Annotated in this window: 17 protein-coding genes; 8 read left to right on the top strand and 9 right to left on the bottom strand. The window is 67.4% G+C overall.

Going from position 1 to position 17,095, the window contains the following annotated elements; translation table 11 throughout:
* The first annotated feature begins 320 nt into the window (after window positions 1-320).
* The 8 genes from EAG14_RS03595 to EAG14_RS03560 all read left to right on the top strand — a co-directional run bounded on the left by EAG14_RS03595 (window position 321) and on the right by EAG14_RS03560 (window position 8,400).
* Window positions 321-1,607, top strand: coding sequence for an acyl-CoA dehydrogenase family protein (locus EAG14_RS03595; protein ID WP_121728080.1), 1,287 nt, complete (start codon window positions 321-323; stop codon window positions 1,605-1,607).
* A gap of 34 nt (window positions 1,608-1,641) precedes the next feature.
* Window positions 1,642-2,919: an acyl-CoA dehydrogenase family protein gene (locus EAG14_RS03590; RefSeq protein ID WP_121728079.1), complete on the top strand. Its 1,278-nt coding sequence runs from the start codon at window positions 1,642-1,644 to the stop codon at window positions 2,917-2,919.
* 11 nt (window positions 2,920-2,930) lie between these two features.
* A complete protein-coding gene (locus tag EAG14_RS03585; RefSeq protein ID WP_099742013.1) occupies window positions 2,931-4,388 on the top strand; it encodes an LLM class flavin-dependent oxidoreductase in 1,458 nt (485 codons plus the stop codon).
* Window positions 4,385-5,197, top strand: coding sequence for a MetQ/NlpA family ABC transporter substrate-binding protein (locus tag EAG14_RS03580; protein WP_099742014.1), 813 nt, complete (start codon window positions 4,385-4,387; stop codon window positions 5,195-5,197). The genes EAG14_RS03585 and EAG14_RS03580 overlap by 4 nt, the downstream gene beginning before the upstream one ends.
* A 43-nt stretch (window positions 5,198-5,240) precedes the next feature.
* A complete protein-coding gene (locus EAG14_RS03575; protein WP_099656605.1) occupies window positions 5,241-6,077 on the top strand; it encodes a MetQ/NlpA family ABC transporter substrate-binding protein in 837 nt (278 codons plus the stop codon).
* Between the two features lie 162 nt (window positions 6,078-6,239).
* Complete coding sequence (locus tag EAG14_RS03570) at window positions 6,240-7,322, top strand: methionine ABC transporter ATP-binding protein (protein WP_121728078.1); 1,083 nt, start codon at window positions 6,240-6,242, stop codon at window positions 7,320-7,322.
* A complete protein-coding gene (locus EAG14_RS03565; RefSeq protein ID WP_099742016.1) occupies window positions 7,315-7,968 on the top strand; it encodes a methionine ABC transporter permease in 654 nt (217 codons plus the stop codon). The genes EAG14_RS03570 and EAG14_RS03565 overlap by 8 nt, the downstream gene beginning before the upstream one ends.
* Before the next feature lie 120 nt (window positions 7,969-8,088).
* Window positions 8,089-8,400, top strand: coding sequence for an HU family DNA-binding protein (locus EAG14_RS03560; protein ID WP_099656608.1), 312 nt, complete (start codon window positions 8,089-8,091; stop codon window positions 8,398-8,400).
* 71 nt (window positions 8,401-8,471) lie between these two features.
* Here the strand turns inward: EAG14_RS03560 and EAG14_RS03555 are convergent, their stop codons facing one another.
* The 9 genes from EAG14_RS03555 to EAG14_RS03515 all read right to left on the bottom strand — a co-directional run bounded on the left by EAG14_RS03555 (window position 8,472) and on the right by EAG14_RS03515 (window position 17,095).
* Window positions 8,472-9,386: an SMP-30/gluconolactonase/LRE family protein gene (locus tag EAG14_RS03555; RefSeq protein ID WP_099656609.1), complete on the bottom strand. Its 915-nt coding sequence runs from the start codon at window positions 9,384-9,386 to the stop codon at window positions 8,472-8,474.
* A 21-nt stretch (window positions 9,387-9,407) separates the two neighbouring features.
* Entirely contained in the window at window positions 9,408-10,316 is a 909-nt protein-coding gene (locus tag EAG14_RS03550; RefSeq protein ID WP_121728077.1) for an amidohydrolase, read from the bottom strand.
* Window positions 10,317-10,319: 3 nt separating this feature from the next.
* Window positions 10,320-11,276 carry a tripartite tricarboxylate transporter substrate binding protein gene (locus EAG14_RS03545; RefSeq protein ID WP_099730093.1) on the bottom strand — a complete coding sequence of 319 codons (957 nt, stop codon included), beginning with the start codon at window positions 11,274-11,276 and terminating at the stop codon, window positions 10,320-10,322.
* Window positions 11,277-11,316: 40 nt separating this feature from the next.
* Window positions 11,317-12,315 (bottom strand): tripartite tricarboxylate transporter substrate binding protein, encoded by a 999-nt coding sequence (locus EAG14_RS03540; protein ID WP_121728076.1) that lies wholly within the window; start codon window positions 12,313-12,315, stop codon window positions 11,317-11,319.
* Between the two features lie 13 nt (window positions 12,316-12,328).
* Window positions 12,329-13,354 carry a tripartite tricarboxylate transporter substrate binding protein gene (locus tag EAG14_RS03535; RefSeq protein ID WP_121728075.1) on the bottom strand — a complete coding sequence of 342 codons (1,026 nt, stop codon included), beginning with the start codon at window positions 13,352-13,354 and terminating at the stop codon, window positions 12,329-12,331.
* Window positions 13,355-13,442: 88 nt separating this feature from the next.
* Complete coding sequence (locus EAG14_RS03530; protein ID WP_205603495.1) at window positions 13,443-14,384, bottom strand: NAD(P)-dependent oxidoreductase; 942 nt, start codon at window positions 14,382-14,384, stop codon at window positions 13,443-13,445.
* A complete protein-coding gene (locus EAG14_RS03525; protein WP_121728074.1) occupies window positions 14,381-15,067 on the bottom strand; it encodes an RraA family protein in 687 nt (228 codons plus the stop codon). Before EAG14_RS03525 ends, EAG14_RS03530 begins: the two co-directional genes overlap by 4 nt.
* A gap of 75 nt (window positions 15,068-15,142) precedes the next feature.
* Window positions 15,143-16,162, bottom strand: a complete 1,020-nt coding sequence (locus tag EAG14_RS03520) for a tripartite tricarboxylate transporter substrate binding protein (RefSeq protein WP_121728073.1) — start codon at window positions 16,160-16,162, stop codon at window positions 15,143-15,145.
* Between the two features lie 12 nt (window positions 16,163-16,174).
* A complete protein-coding gene (locus tag EAG14_RS03515) occupies window positions 16,175-17,095 on the bottom strand; it encodes an amidohydrolase (RefSeq protein WP_121728072.1) in 921 nt (306 codons plus the stop codon).

The following is a 17,095-nucleotide window of genomic DNA, read 5'->3' as shown; positions in this document are numbered from 1 at the left end:
GGTTCGCGCCACGCCGCCGACTCTGCCGCGCCCCTTTGGCGGCCCACCCGCCGTCAGAGGCCTCCACGCAACCACCGCCTTCTCAGCCATTAATTGCTATTATTTTTATAGCACCTAGCGCTTATCAATCAAGCGCTAGAGCCACTTTTCATCTAAAACTCTTCCCAGAATGTCCTACTGGGACCAACGCTGCGACCAGGGTTTTGACAGGGCAGGCAGCCCCTGCGTCGGGCTCCACATATGGATAGACGGAATGATTCATTGGCGCGCAGGCCAGGTCGCTGGATCATCGACCGACACTTTTGATCCCTCAGCCCGCCATGAGCCACACCAGCACCACCGCAGACCGCGCATCGCCCACCCCCACGGCCCTTCGCGCCGCCCCCGCCACGCCAGAATCCGGCTTTGTCCCGCACCGTACCGGCGTGGTGCAAGTGCCCGGCGATGCCGCCGAACTGCGGGCACGCATCAAAGTGCTGCTGCCCGAAATCGCGGCCGGCGCATCTCACCGCGAACGAAGCAGGCAACTGCCCTACGCCTGGATACGCACTCTGGCCGAGGCAGGCCTGTTCGCCCTGCGCATCCCCCGCCAGCACGGGGGGCCAGGGGGCACGGTGCGCGACCTGTTCGAGTTGCTACTGGACATTGCCGCCGCCGACTCCAACATCGCGCAAGCCCTGCGCCCCGGCTTTGGCTTCGTCGAAAGCCTGCTGGCGGCAGGCGATGCCGCGCAGCTGCAGCACTGGCTGCCCCGCCTGCTAGACGGCGAAATCTTTGGCAACGCAGGGTGGGAGCGTGGCGGCCCCAACGGGCAAATCACCGCACGCATCACGCAAGACCCGCACACAGGCCAACGGCACATCACCGGCACCAAGTTCTACAGCACCGGCGCGCTGTACGCCGACTGGGTCAGCTCCTTCGCCCTCGACGACAACGGCCAGGAGACCGGCTTCGTCGTACCACGCGCACGCCCTGGCCTGGACCTGGTGGACGACTTTGACGCCATCGGCCAGCACCTCACGGCCAGCGGCACCACGGTGTTCACGCAGGTCGAAGTGCAACCGCAAGAGATTCGCCCCTCCATGCCCCGCGACCGGCGCTCGCCCCTGCCCCCGTACTACCAGCTGGTGCTGGCTGCGGTGGAGGCTGGCATCGCCCGCAATGCGCTCAACGACGCCATCGCCTTCACCCGCGAGCACGCCCGCCCCATCAAGCACAGCACGGCCACCCGCTCGGTGGACGACCCCTATGTGCAAGAGACCGTGGGCCAGATTGCCGCGCAGGCCTATGCCGCCGAAGGCGCCGTGTTGCGCGCCGCCCTGGCCATCGATGCCGCCTGGCACGCGGGGCTGACGCAAGAGGCTCTGACCACCGCATCCATCGAGGTCGCCCAGGCCCAGCACTTTGCCGTGCAGGCGGCCCTGAAGGCCGCAGAGCTGGTGTTTGACGTGGCTGGCGCCACCGCCACGCTGCGCACCCACAACCTGGACCGGCACTGGCGCAACGCGCGCACCGTGGCCAACCACAACCCCCGCCAATGGAAGGCCGCAGCCGTGGGCAACTGGCTGCTGACCGGCACGCAGCCTCCCACATCCGGCCTGTTTTGACATCACCGCTGGCTGCCCCGCCCCGCAACACCCCATGAGCACCTTGGACACCCGCGTGCGCGATGCCCTGGACCAGGCCACCATTGAGCGCGCCGACGCACTGGCCCGCCAGATGGCGCCCAGCGTGGCGCAGCACGACCGTGACGGCCGCTTCGCGCACGACCACCTCGCCCTGCTGCGCGCCGACGGCGCCCTGGCGCTGACCCTGCCCAGGGCCCTGGGCGGCGAGGGCCTTTCGCTGTACCGCACGCTGCTTTGGCAAAACCAGTTGGGGCGCGTGGCGCCCGCCACCGCGCTGTGTCTGGGCTGGCACCTCATGGCGCTGGGCTGCCTCTCGCACACCGCCTCGTGGCCCGCCGAGGCCTTCGCCCGCCTGGCGCACGACGTGGTGCACAAAGGCCACCTGATCAACATCCTGGTGACCGAACGCGACCACGGCAACCTCATGCGCGGTGCAGCCCCCGGCACCGTGGCCCGGCGCAGCGCCCAAGGCTGGGTGCTGCAGGGGCGCAAGGCCTATTGCTCATCGGCCCCGGCCTTGGCGCAGATGGTGGTGTACGCCCGCATTGAGGGCGAAGCGTCCTACGGCGAGTTTCTGGTCCCCCGCGGCGAGGGGGTGCACATCATCGACACCTGGGACACGGCAGGCATGCGCGCCACCGAAAGCCACGACATCGAGCTGCGCAACGTCTGGGTGCCCGACAGCGCACTGGTGCACCGCTACGGCCCGGGGCCTGATCGCCCCAGCAGCTTCTCCATCGGCAGCCGGGCCTGGGGCCTGCAGCTGCCCGCCTTGTACCTGGGCATTGCCGAAGCCGCCCGCGATGAAGCCCTGGCATTTGCCCGCAACTACCGCGCCGCCAGCCTGGGCGGCCAGGCCGTGATCGACGCCCCGGCCGTGCAGGCCAAGCTGGGCGAGATCGCCTTCTTGCTCACCAGCGCCCGCAGCCAGCTCTACGGCGTAGCCGAGCACTGGGAGCGCAACCCGCACCTGCAAGAACACCTGGGCGACGCCGTGGCCGTGGCCAAAGTGGCCGTGGGCCGCTGCGCCACGCAAGTGGTGCAACTGGCGGTGGAGATCGTTGGCGGCCAGGCCCTGTCGCGCCAGCACCCGCTGGAGCGCATGTTGCGCGACGTGCAGTGCCACCGCTTCAACCCACCCCAGGCCGATGCCGTGCTCTCAGGCCTGGCCCGCAGCCTGACCGCAGCCACAGACGGGGCCCACCCGCCTGCCCACGCAGCGCCCTCCACAGCGCCCAGCCCCCGTCCCTTCGCAACCCCTGCGCAAGCCGCATTGGCCACTGCAGCCTAAGGCCCCCACCCATGAGCCCCACACCCACCACCCGCCAACGCAAGCCCATCGTCCTGAACGCGTTCAACATGAACTGCGTGGGGCACATCAACCATGGCCTGTGGACGCACCCGCGTGACCGATCCACCGAGTACAACACCCTGCCCTACTGGACCGACCTGGCCCGCACCCTTGAGCGCGGGCTGTTCGACGGCCTGTTCATCGCCGACATCGTGGGCGTGTACGACGTGTACCAAGCGGGCATCGACCTCACCTTGCGCGAGTCGATCCAACTGCCGGTGAACGACCCGGTGGTGCTGGTCTCTGCCATGGCGGCCGTCACCCAGCACCTGGGCTTTGGCGTCACCGTCAACCCGACCACCGAACACCCCTACCTGCTGGCCCGCCGCTTTGGCACGCTGGACCACCTCACCACGGGCCGCATTGGTTGGAACGTGGTCACCGGCTACCTCGACAGCGCGGCCCGCGCCATTGGCCTGCCCCAGCAAATCGGCCACGACGACCGCTACGACCAGGCCGAGGAGTTCCTCGATGTGTTCTACCAGTTGCTCGAAGGCAGCTGGCGCGACGATGCAGTCAAAGCCGACAAGGGCGCGCGCATTTACACCGACCCCGCCGCCGTGCGCAAGATCGCGCATCACGGGCGCCACTACCAGGTGGAGGGCGTCAACCTGACGGCCCCCTCACTGCAGCGCACGCCCGTGATCTACCAGGCAGGCACGTCCGACCGGGGCAAGGCCTTTGCCGCCCGCCATGCCGAGGCCGTCTTCATCTCGGGCAACAACAAAGCCCTCGTGCGCGAGAGCGTGGTCGCCCTGCGGCAAGCCGCTGCGGACGCAGGCCGTGCGCCAGAGGACCTGAAGATCGTGCTGGGCGTGAGCGTGGTGCCCGGCCACACTGAGGCCGAGGCCCGCGACAAAGACGCCGAGTACCGCCGCTACGCCAACCCCGAGGCTGGCCTGGCCCACTTTGCCGCAGGCACCGGTATCGACTTTGCACGCTACGGGCTGGACGAGCCCATTGCCTACGGCCAGACCAACTCCATCCAATCGGCCGTGGCTCTGGCCAAGCGCCAGGGGTGGACGCGGCGCGGCATGCTGGAGCAATACGCCCTGGGAGGCCGCTACCCCGCCATCGTCGGCACCGGCGACCAAGTGGCCGATGCCTTGCAATCGTGGGTGGACGACACCGGCGTGGACGGCTTCAACCTGACACGCACCGTGGTGCCCGAGAGCTTTGAGGACTTCATCGACATCGTCGTCCCCGAGCTGCAGAACCGGGGCCTGCACAAAAGCAGCTACACGCAGGGCAGCCTGCGCCACAAGCTGTTTGGCAAAGGCGATCGCCTGCCCGACCAACACCCCGCCGCCCGCTGGCGGCATGCCGCCCCTGCGGCGGCCCATCCACCGGCCACGGCACACAGCGCCACACCCACCACCACACCGACCACGGAAGAGAGCCCCGCATGACCTACCCCGCACGCATCCTGAGCACCCTGTTCGCCACCCTGGCCATCGCCCTGGGCGCACAGGCACAGACCTTGAAAGTAGGCGCATCCACCGGCGTGCATGCCGACGCCCTGCACGCCGCAGCGGCCGAGGCCCGCAAGCAAGGGCTGGACGTGAAGGTGATCGAGTTCACCGACTGGACCACACCCAACGAGGCCCTGGCCTCTGGCGATCTGGACATCAACTACTTCCAGCACCAAGCGTTTCTGGACAACGCCATCCGTCAGCGCGGCTACCCATTTGATGTGGCCGGCGTGGGCGTGCTGCCCAACATTGGCCTGTACTCCTACAAGATCAAGAACTTCAGCGAACTCAAGGAAGGCGCCCGCGTGAGCGTGGCCAACGACCCCGTCAACCAGGCCCGGGGCCTGGGCCTGCTGGAGAAAGCCGGGCTCATCCAGCTCAAGGAAGGACTGGGCGCCCGGGCCACGGTGAACGACATCGTGAGCAACCCCAAAAAGCTCAAGTTCATTGAAGTGGAAGGCCCCCAACTCGTGCGCGCCATTGACGACGTGGACCTGGCCCAGGGCATCCCCGCACACTTTGTCTCCGCTGGCAAGCCCGAGGTGGCCAGCAAGGCCTTGCTTTACACCGGGGCCTCGGACAGCTACTACGCCATCCGCTTCGTCACACGCAAAGACAACGTCAACGACCCACGGGTGCGCAAGTTTGTGCAGATCTTCCAGTCAGCACAAGCCGTGCGCGACCAGACCCACACATCGTTTGGCGGCGACACCAAGCTCTACACGCTGGCCTGGCTCAGCAAGTAAGGCACGGCCACCCCTGCAGCAACCCACCCCAAGGAACCCACCCATGCACACCACCACCCGACGCATCGCCCTGGCCATCGCAAGCGCACTCACCGGCACCCTGCTGGCCACCTGGAGCCTGGCCTCCACCGCACAGACGCTCAAGGTCGGCGTCACCCCCGGCGCACTGGCCGACTCGGTGCAAGTCGCCATCCAGGAAGCCAAGAAGCAAGGGCTGGACGTGAAGCTGGTCGAGTTCACCGACTGGACCACCCCCAACGAAGCCCTGGCCTCCGGGGACATCGACGTCAACTACTTTCAGCACCAGGCTTTTCTGGACAACGCCATCAAAGAACGCGGCTACAAATTTGGCGTGGCGGGCGTGGGCGTGCTGTCCAACATCGGCCTGTACTCCTACCGCATCAAACGCTTTGAGGACCTGAAGGAAGGCGCCAAAGTGGGCGTGGCCAGCGACCCCGTGAACCAGGGCCGGGGCTTGCTGCTGCTGGAGAAGGCCGGTCTCATCAAGCTCAAAGACGGCGTGGGCACCCGCGCCACCGTCAACGACGTGGTGGCCAACCCCAAGAAGCTCAAGCTGCTGGAAGTGGAAGGCCCCCAGCTGGTGCGCGCCATCGACGACCTGGACCTGGCCCAGGGCTACCCCAGCCACTTTGTGGCCGCAGGCAAGCGCGACATTGCCAGCTCGGCGCTGCTGTATTCCGGCATCTCGGACAACTACTACGCCATTCGCTTCGTGACACGCCAGGACAAAGTGGCAGACGCCCGGGTGCTGCGCTTCATCCAGCTCTACCAAGAGTCGCCCGCTGTGCGCGAACAGCTGTTCAAGTCCAACGCCAACGACGCCAAGCTCTACACGCTGGCCTGGCAACCCAAAGGCTGACAGCCACCGACGGCAGCACGCCCCACGCGCACCGCCCCACAGCCCTGACCAGGAGCCCCCCATGTCACTGAACCGCATCTTGCTGCCCGGTATTGCGTACTTTCGCGAGCAAAGCCCTCACGCAAAGCCCCCAGCACCACCCACCTCCCCACGCCCCACACGGTGGCCACGGCCTCCCCCGCCAGCGGGGCAGACACCATCGGCTCGCCCCGCCACGATGCCGTCCGTTTTGACAAGGTCGGCAAGGTCTACGCCGCCAGCACGGGGGCCGTCGACGCACTGCAGGGCATTGACCTGTCGGTGCCTGCAGGCAGCATCTTCGGCATCATCGGGCGCAGCGGGGCGGGCAAATCCAGCCTGCTGCGCACCATCAACCGGCTGGAAAACCCCAGCACCGGGCATGTGTACGTGGCAGGGCAAGACATTGCCACGCTGGACGAAGACGGGCTGGTGGCCCTGCGCCGGCGCGTAGGCATGATCTTCCAGCACTTCAACCTGCTGTCGGCCAAAACGGTGTTTGACAACGTGGCCCTGCCCTTGCGGGTGGCCGGTGTGCGGCCCGCGCAGGTGCGCGAGCGGGTGAACGAACTGCTCCACCTGGTGGGACTGGACGGCAAGCAGAACGTGTACCCGGCACGCCTGTCGGGCGGACAAAAGCAGCGCGTGGGCATTGCCCGCGCCCTGGTGCACCACCCCGACATCCTGCTGTGTGACGAGGCCACCTCGGCGCTGGACCCCGAGACCACCCACGCCATCCTGGCGCTGCTGCGCGACATCAACCGCAAGCTCGGCCTGACCATCGTGCTCATCACCCACGAGATGAGCGTGATCCGCGAAATCTGTGACCAGGTGGTGGTGCTGGAGCAAGGGCGCATTGCCGAACAAGGCCCCGTGTGGAAGGTGTTTGGGCAACCCGAGCACGATGCCACCCGCGCCCTGCTGCGCACCGTGGAGCAGGGCCTTCCGCACGATTTGCTGCACAGCATTCAGCCTGCGCCCCCCGCCACGGGCGAGGCGCTGCGCGTGCTGCAGCTCACCTTCACCGGCGAGGGCGGCATCGAGCCCGACCTGGGCCGCATTGCCGACACGCTGGGCCACAAGGCGCAGCTGCTGCATGGCGGCATTGACCGCATCCAGGGCCATGCCCATGGCCGCCTCATCATCGCCACGCGCAGCAACGTCCCGGCGGAAACCCTGGTTCTGGGCCACCTGGCCCACCACGCGAAGGAGCTGGGCTATGTCTGACATCATGCTCGAGCGCCTGTGGCTGGCGCTGCTGGACACCATCACCATGGTCGGCGTCTCCGGCGGCATTGCGCTGCTGGCAGGCACACCGCTGGCGGTGCTGCTGGTGCTGACCACCCCCGGTGGCATCCTGCCCTGGCCCCGCTTCAATCGCATTGCCGGGGCCATCATCAACGCGTTCCGCGCCACCCCGTTCATTGTGTTGCTGGTGGCGCTGATCCCGCTCACACGGCTCATCACGGGCTCCACCATTGGCCTGTGGGCGGCGGTGGTGCCGCTGTCCATCAGCGCCACGCCCTTCTTTGCGCGCATTGCCGAAGTCAGCCTGCGCGAGGTGGACAAGGGCCTCATCGAAGCCGCACAGGCCATGGGCTGCAGGCGCTGGCACATCGTGCGCCATGTGCTGTTGCCCGAGGCCCTGCCCGGCATCATCGGGGGCTTCACCATCACCCTCGTGTCCATGATTGGGGCATCGGCCATGGCAGGCGCCGTGGGCGCCGGTGGGCTGGGCGACCTGGCCATCCGCTACGGCTACCAGCGCTTTGACACCACCGTGATGGTCGCCGTGATCGCGGTGCTCATCGTGCTGGTGAGCCTGGTCCAATTTGCCGGAGACTTCTGGGTGGGGCGCCTGAAGTCCCGCTGACGGGGGCAATGCCCCTCTTTTTTGCCAGAAAATCCGCTGCGGTACTGAGCGCAAGCAACGCAAGCAGCGGCGATTGCGCTATAAACCGGGCATCTTCAACTTTTTTAACCTAGAGCATCTATGAACCGCGCAGAACTCGTTGAAATCCTGGCTTCCAAGAATGACCTGTCCAAAGCAGCCGCCAACGCTGTGTTGGAAACCCTGATCGACACCGTCCAGACTGCCGTCAAGAAGGGCGATGCCGTCCAACTCGTGGGCTTTGGCACCTTCAAGTCCGCCAAGCGCGCTGCACGCACTGGCAAGAACCCCTCCACCGGCGCAGCCCTGAAGATCCCTGCAACCACCGTGCCCAAGTTCGTGGCCGGTGCCAAGTTCAAGGCAGTGGTGGACCCCAAGGCCGCCAAGCGCAAGGCTGAAAAAGCAGGCAAGTAAGCCCGCACTGACCTCGGTCTGAACCGGGGTCTGAAAGAGCCGCCAGGTGCTGTAAAGCGCTGGCGGTTTTTTTATGCCCGGTGCAGTGGCAAGCCCGCCGCAGGCATTTCGGCGCGCAGCACACGGCCGTGGGTCGAATCGGTCACATACACCGTGCGCCGGCCCTCGCCGCCAAAGGCCAGGTTGGTGGTCGAGCTGCCCGGCGCACCGCGCAGCACCTGCACGGGCTCGGCCCGATGGTTCAGCACCCACACATAGCCCAGGCCCGGGTTGGCCACCAGCAGGTGACCCTCGGCATCCACGGCCAGGCCGTCGGGGCCGCTGGGGCCATACGAGGTGAAGAACTGGCTGACCTTGGCCACGCTGCCATCAGGCAGCAGCGGCACGCGCCACACACAGTTGCCGCGCGTCACGGCCAGGTAGAGCACGCGGCCGTCGGGCGACAGGGCCACGCCGTTGGGGCTGGGCACGTTGTGCAGCAGCAAGTCGAGCTGACCATTGGGCCGCAGGCGGTACAGGCGGCCGCTCGGGTCGTGCAGGCCGCTTTGGCCCTGGTCGGTGAAGTAGAGGTTGCCTTCGGCGTCAAAGATCAGGTCATTCACGCCCTTGAAGCGCTCGCTGTTGCGGCGCTGCAGGTACGGGGTGACGGCGCCCGTGGCCACGTCAAGCTGCATCAGGCCGTTTTTGTAGTCGGTGATGAGCAGCGTGCCGGGCTTCAAGAACTTGAGACCGTTGGGCTCGCCGTCGTACTCGGCCACCAGCGCCCAGTCGCCCTGCGGGTTGATGCGAAAGACCCGGCCCCAGGGGATGTCGCTGACGTAGAGATTGCCTGCGTCGTCGAACACCGGGCCTTCCAGAAACGAATCGGTGATGGTGCCGCCCCGGTTGGCGTCAGCCCAGTCGCTGCGCTCGCGGCGGCGAAAGGGCTCGGGCATGGAGGTGAACAGGTCGAGATCGCGGACCTCAGGGGCTTGCAACAAAAACATGGTGGGGTCTTTCCAATTCGTTCAGGCGGCGGGAACGGCATCGAAACCATACAGCCGCGCCGGGTTGTCGACCAGGATGCGGTCCATGGCCGCGTCGCTGCCAGCCCAGGCCTGCAGCAGGTCCACCAAATCGGCATCGTTCACGGTGCCGGGCGTCTCGGTGGTGTGCGGCCAGTCGCTGCCCCACACCAGGCGCTCGGGCGCGGCCTGCACCAGGGCCTGGCCCAGCGGCAGGGTGTCGGCGTAGCTGGGGCCGTGCACGGTCGAGCGCATGTAGGCGCCCGAGAGCTTGACCCAGGTGTTGCCACCATCGAGCAGGCCGCGCACCACGCCGTAGGCCTCTGCGGCCGGTCCTTCGGCGGGATCGATGCGGCCCAGGTGGTCGATGACCAGGGGCACGGGCAGCGCATGCAACTGGGGCGCGAGGGCGATGAGCTGCTCCGGCTGCGCAAAGATCTGGATATGCCAGCCCGCACACGCCGGGTGCTCGGCCACCTTGCGCGCGAGCGTGGCCAGCATGGCGGGCGTGGTGGTGCCCCACGATTGGGGTGAGACGAAATTGACCCGCAGCCCGCGCACACGGCACGCAGCCAGGTGGCTCAGCTCTTCGGCACCCACGCCGTGGCCCACCACGGCCACACCGCGTGCAGCGTCGCCCAACTGGTCCAGCGCATCCAGGGTGCAGGCGTTGTCGGTGCCGTAGGTCGATGGCGTGACCACCACCGCGCGCGTGCTGCCCAGGCGCGCCTGCAGCTGCCGGTACACCGCCACAGGCGCCACCGGTGGCGTGCGCGGCCAGTGGGCTGACGGCGCAAAGCGCGGGTCAAAGATGTGCATGTGGCTGTCGCACGCGCCGGGGAGTAACCGGCGCTGCGGGCGGTTCAGGCCCACAGAGTGCGGCACGGGTGTGGTCAGCGCTGGCAAAGGCATCGGTCAATCCAGCTTGATATTGCCCTTCTTCACGACCTCGCCCCACTTCGCGTCTTCCTTCTTCAGGAAGGCGGCAAAGTCTGCGGGCGTCGAACCGATGGGCTGGGCGCCCAGGTCGGCGAGGCGCTGCTTCACTTCGTCTTCTTTCAGCACCTCTTGCAGGGCCTGCTGCAGTTTGGTGGCCACCTCTGCTGGCACACCCGCAGGCAGGAACACGCCGTTCCACTCATAGGCCTCATAGCCGGGGATGGCCGCCTCGGCCACCGTGGGCACATCGGGCAGGCGCTTGGAACGCTCAGGCGCCGACACGGCCAGCGCACGCAGCTTGCCGCCCGCCACATGCGGGTAAGTGGCGGCCACGGTGCCGAACATGAAGTCCACCTGGCCGGCCATCACGTCGGTGATGGCGGGGCCGCCGCTCTTGTAGGGCACATGCACCATGTCAAGGCCCAGCTTCTGGGCCATCAGCTCCGCCGCCAGGCGCTGCACCGTGCCGCTGCCGCCTGAGGCAAAGTTGATCTTGCCTGGCTGCGCCTTGGCCTTGGCAATCAGCTCGCCCACGTTTTTGTAGGGGGCATCGGCCTTCACGATGAGCACGTTGGGCGCCAGCAGCACCAGCGACAGCGGCTGCAGTGCGTTGGCGGCATACGGCATCTTGGGGAACAGGTGCGGGTTGATGGAGTACGGCGTGGCGTCGTACAGCATGGTGTAGCCATCTGCCGGGGCCTTGGCCACGAAGCTGGCGCCAATGGTGCCGCTGGCACCGGCCTTGTTGTCCACGATCACGCTGCCGCCGAGCTTGGCGCCCAGGCGGGTGGCCACCACACGGGCCACGGCATCGGCCGCGCCACCGGGGGCGTAGGGCACGACGATGGTGATGGGCCGCTCGGGGAAGGCGGCGTGGGCCACGCCAGCGGCCAGGGCGCAGGCAGCGATCAGGGGTTTGAGGAAGCGAAACATACGTGTCTCCAATCAGTTCTAGGTTCTACAACAGGGCGGCTCAATCAGCTTTGAGATCGAGCGCTTTGGCAATCTGGCTATACGTTGCAGCTTCGCGGGCCACACGGGTCGCAAAGGTATTGCCACACACCGATTCGGCATCCATCCCCAGGCCGCGCAGCTTTTCGGCGGCCGATTCGCTCTTGGCAAAGTCGGCGGCCGTGCGCTCCAGCGCCTGGGCGATGGGCTCGGGCACGCCTGCCAGGGCCAGCACGCCGTACCACACGTCGGCAGCGTAGTGGCCACCGCCCGCTTCGGCAAACGTGGGCACCTCAGGCACCAGGGCCGAGCGCTGGGGCGCGCCCACGGCCAGCGCACGCAGCTTGCCGCTCTTGATTTGCGGCAGCACCGAGCCCAGGGTGGCGAAGGAGCTGTCGAGTTGCCCGCCCATCAGGTCCGTCACCACGGGCGCGGCGCCCTTGTAGGGCACGTGGTTGAGCTGCAGGCCCTGGGCGCGGGCAAAGATCTCGGTGGCAAAGTGGCCCGAGCTGCCCACCCCGGCGGTGCCCGCCGTCACGCGGCCGGGCTCGGCGCGGGCCTTGGCTTGGTAATCGGCCAGTGTCTTGACCGGCAGGCTGGGGGCCACCACCAGCACCGTGGGGCTGCTGGCCACCGTGCACAGGGGGCGGAAGGACTTCACCGCATCGAACTTGACGCGGCCCTGGTACAGCGCCGGAATCATGGTGTGGTTGGTGGCACCGAACAGCAGCGTGTAGCCATCGGCCGGGGCGCTGGCCACGGCCTGGGCGGCAATGATGGTGCCCGCGCCCGGCTTGTTGTCGATGATGAACGGCTGGCCCAGCGCCTTGCTGGCGTGGTCGGCAAACGCGCGCGCCACCACGTCGGTGGGGCCACCGGCGGCAAAGCCCACCACCAGCTTCACGGGCTTGGTGGGGTAGCCTGCCGCACCTGCTTGTGCATGGGCGGCGCCATACGCTATCAAAATCATAGCTACCAGCGCTTTAGGGACGAGCGCCAGAGGTGTATTTTTCTTCAACATGGCGAAGACTCCTTCAATCAATGCGGATGCCGCTGGTGCGAATCACCTCGGCCCACTTCGTGGTTTCGGCTTTCAAAAAGCTGCTGAACTCCTGCGCACTGGAGCCCACGCCCTGCACGCCCAGTTCGGCAAAGCGCTTCTTCATCTCGGGGCTGGCCACGATGGCGCGGGTTTCGGCCTCCAGCCGCTCCAGCACGGGGCGCGGCGTGCCTGCGGGGGCGAACAAGCCATTCCACTCGCTGACCTGAAAGCCCGGCACACCCGACTCGGCCACGGTGGGCACGGCCTCCCAGCCCTCAGCGCGGCGGGGCGATGTGATGGCCAGCGCCCGCAGCTTGCCGCTTTTGACGAACGGCCCGCTGGCCGTGGTGGCACTGAACATCACATCCACCTGCCCGCCGATCAGGTCGGTGAGCGCAGGTGCCCCACCCCGGTACGGGATGTGGGTGATCGCCACTTTCTGCCCCTGCTTGAACAGCTCGCCCGCCAGGTGCTGCGCGCCGCCGTTGCCCGCCGATGCGTAGGTGAGGTGGCCCGGCCGCGCCTTGGCGGCCTTGGCCACATCGGCCACCGACTGAAAGGGCGATGCCGTGGGCACCACCATGAGCAGTGGCACCTGCAGCACCAGCGAGATGGGCGCAAAGTCTTTGACCGCATCAAACGGCAGCTTGGGGAACAGGCTGGGGTTGACGGTGAAGGCCGTGGCATCGAGCAGCAGCGTGTATCCATCGGCCGGGGCCTTGGCCACCGCCGCCGCGCCAATGGTGCCGCTACCACCAGGGCGGTTGTCCACCACCACCTGCTGGCCTAGGCGTTGGCCCAGTTGCGTGGCCAGCAGGCGCGCGGTGTTGTCGGCATTGCCACCGGCCGGGTACGGCACCACCAGCTTAAGGGGCTTGTCTGGCCAGGAGCCTTGCACCTGGGCTTGCGCGGGTGCCGCGCCCAGCATGCCCGTGGTGGCTGTTACTACTAAAACAATAGCTGCCAGCGCTTTATCCAAGCGCGCTAGCGGCCTATTTTTCTTGAAACGCTGTGGCATGGTGCTTGTCTCCGGGGGCCGCTGGTGCAGCGCAACGCCGATGCGCGCGCGGCCCAGGGCCTTTTTGTTGTTGTGGATGGAACGGCGCTCAGGCTGCCACAGCGCTGCGGGCCAGCACGGCCAGCAGGTTCTGGGCGGCGCCCACGCCCATGTTCACGTAGGCATCGCTCGTCACGCCGCCGATGTGGGGGCTGAGGATGAAGTGCTTCTCGCCCTGGAAGGGGTGGCCCGCCGTCATGGGCTCCACCGCAAAGCTGTCGAGCCCCGCCGCCATGACCTGGCCCGAGCGCACGGCGGCGAGCAGATCGGCCTCGTCGATCAGGCCACCACGTGCCGTGTTCACCACAATCACGCCACGCTTGCATTGCGCCAGCGTGGCGGCGTTCAGCAGGTTGCGGTTTTCGTCGGTCAGCGGGCAGTGCAACGAGATGGCATCCGATTCGCGCCAGATCGTCTCCAGATCCACCGCCTGCACGTACGCGGGCAGGTTCTTGGCAAACGGATCAAAGCCGATCACGCGCATGCCCAAGGCGTCGGCCATCTTGGCAAAGCGCAGACCGATGGCGCCCAGGCCCACCAGGCCCACCGTGCGGCCGCCCAGCTCCAGGCTCTTGTGCGTGGCCTTGTCCCAGTGGCCAGCGTGCATGCGCGCATCCAATGCCACCACCGATTTGGCGCAGGCCAGCAACAGGGCCAAGGCCTGCTCGGCCACGGCGGCAGCGTTGGCGCCCACGGCGGCCACTACCTCAATGCCACGGGCCTTGGCAGCCACCTTGTCGATGGTGTCGGTGCCGCTGCCGTGCTTGGAGATGACCTTGAGCGCGGGGGCCGCGTCCATCACCGAAGCGCCCACCTTGCCGTAGCGCACGATGATGGCCACGGGGTTGTGCGCACCGCACAGGGCCACCATGTCCTCTTCCGTCGGCGTTTTGCCTGCGTAGACGATCTCGTAGCCTGTGAGCAGGTCGAGGGCTTGTTGCGCCAGGTCGGCGCCGGTCACGATGATGACGGGGTGGGTAGCGTTGCTCACAGCGATTCCCCTTCCTTCAAAACACCCGCAGCGCGCAGGGCGGCGGGCAGCCATTTCGATGCGGTGTCGCCACGGGCGATGGCTTCGATGCGGGCGGCTTCGTCGGCCACCTTCTTGTCTGCCAGGGCCAGCATGGCGGGGGCTTTTTCGCGCTCGATGACGACCACGCCGTCGGCGTCGCCCACCACTAGGTCACCCGGGTTCACCACCGCGCCACCGGCGCTGATGGGGTGGTTGATGCGGCCGGGCACGTACTTGGTGGGCCCTGCAGGGTTGAAGCCCGCGCTGAACACGGGGAAGTCCAGCTCCAGAATTTCCAGCTTGTCGCGGATGGAGGCGTCCACGATCACACCCGCCAGGCCGCGCTTCTTGCAGGCGCTGAGCATCAGCGTGCCCATCAGCGCCGCCGTCTGGTCGCCCTTGCCATCAATCACCAGCACATCACCCGGCTGGGCCAGGGCGATGGCGGCGTGGATCATGAGGTTGTCGCCAGGGCGCACTTCCACGGTGAAAGCGGGGCCAGCCACCTTCATGGACTGGTGCACAGGCGCCACGCGGCCATGCATGGTGCCGCGGCGGCCTGCCACGTCGGCCAGGATGGCGGCTTGGTAGGTAGAGGCTTGGGCCACGACGTCGCCGCTCACGCGGTCGATGGTGCGGATGATTTCAGGGAGTTGGCTCATGGGAGTGGTCCGGTTGAAGTAATGAAAACGAAGAAGCAGCGTTTTGCTTTTTTGACAATGGGGGGATCGCGGGTATCAGTCGGCCTTGATGTTTCCGTCTTTGATGACCTTGGCCCACTTGGCCGAGTCGGCCTTTTGCAGGTCGCCCAGCTGCTGGGGCGTGCCGCCCACCAGCGTCACGCCCAGCTTGTCGGCCAGGGCGATGAGGGCGGGGTCTTTCAGCGTGGCGGCGATTTCGCGGTTCAAGCGCTGCACGATGGCGGCGGGCGTCTTGGCGGGCGCAAACACGGCCTGCCACTGCTCCACCACAAAGTCCTTGAGCCCCGCCTCGCCCATGGTGGGCACGGCAGGCAGGGCCTTGAGGCGCTGGGCCGACGTGACGGCCAGGGCGCGCAACTTGCCCGACTGCACATGCGGCAGTGCAGCGGCTGCGGGGGCAAACATGAACTGCACCTGCTCGGCCAGCGTGTCTTGCAGCGCGGGGGTGTCGCCCTTGTAGGGCACATGGATAAAGCGCGCGCCGGTTTGCTGCTGCAGCAGCTCGCCCTGCATTTGCAAAATGGTGCCGTTGCCGCCCGAGGCAAACGCCAGCTTGCCGGGCTGGGCCTTGGCGGCGGCCAGCAGGTCCGCCACCGTCTTGAACGGCTGATTGGAGCCCACCACCAGGATGTGGGGAATGGTGCCCACGGTGATCACGGGCTCGAACGCCGTGATGTGGTCGTAGGGCAGCTTGGCCATCAGGTGCGGGGCGATGGCCTGCGGGCCGATGGAGGTGCCCAGCAGCGTGAGCCCGTCGGGCGCCGCCTTGGCCACGTAGGCCGCGCCAATGGTGCCCGTGGCGCCGGCCTTGTTGTCCACGATGACGTTGGTGGACAGGGCCGCGCCCAGCTTGAGGGCGATGTTGCGGCCCAGCACATCGGTGCTGCCACCGGCGGGGTACGGTACCACCCAGGTGATGAGCTTGCCCGCAGGCCAATCGTTTTGCGCCCAGGCGGGCAGCCCCGCCCCCACGCCAGCGCCCGCAAGGGCCAGGGTGGTCAACAGGTGGCGGCGCTGCGCGCCGTGCGTGGATAGGGGAGATACCAAAGAGGTCATGGTGCAAGGCCCTCAGACAGGGGTGGGGGATGAAGAAGTCGAGACCGGCGAGAAGCCGTAGAGCGCGGCAGGGTTGGTGACCAGCACGCGGTGCAGCGCATCGGCACCGGCCTGATCGCACCAGCGCGCCAGGGTGTCGATTTGCAATGCGTCGTCCGGCACGGGGTGCAGGCCAGCGCTGGCGGTGGCGTGGGGCCAGTCGCTGCCCCACAGCACCTGCAGCGGAGCGGCACGCAGGTAGCTGGCGGCCAGCGCGTCAAGCGCCGGGTCGTCCACCGCGTGGGTGGCGCTGACGATGTAGCCGCCCGAGAGCTTGACCCAGGCCCTGCCCTCGCCCAGCAGCTGCAGCAGCAGTGCGTGGGCTGGGTGCTTCCCGGCTTGCTCGGGGGCGATGCGGCCCAGGTGGTCAAACACCAGCGGCACGGGCACACGGCGCAGCACATCGCCCAGCGTGGCCAGCACATCGGGCGGCATCAGCAGTTGCAAGTGCCAGCCCAGCGGTGCAATGCGCTGGGCCAGGGGCACGATGGCATCGACCGTGCCGGTGACGCCCAGCGACAGATTGAGCCGCACGCCGCGCACGCCCGCGTCGTGCAGGGCTTGCAGCTGGGCATCGCTCTCGCTGCCATCGATCACGGCCACGCCCCGGGCCTGCGTACCCAACGCGGCCAGGCCCTGCAACATGCAGCGGTTGTCCGAACCGTAGGTGGATGGCGTGACCAGCACCGTGCGCTCGGTGCCCAGGCGCTGCTGCAGCGCGCGGTAGTCCTGCACCGACGCATCGGGCGGCAGCAGCTTTGCCCCCGGCGCTGCGGGAAAGCGCTGGTCGTACACGTGCATGTGGCTGTCGCACGCCCCCGCAGGCAGCGCGGTGTGCGGTGCGGCCGTACCCGCCGAGAACGGTACGGGCGTAGCAAAGCAATCGCGGGTCAT

The sequence above is a fragment of the Acidovorax sp. 1608163 genome, assembly GCF_003669015.1.
Lineage (GTDB): Bacteria > Pseudomonadota > Gammaproteobacteria > Burkholderiales > Burkholderiaceae_C > Acidovorax.
Note: the sequence above shows the minus strand (reverse complement) of the source record. Positions and strands in the feature narration are given on the sequence as shown.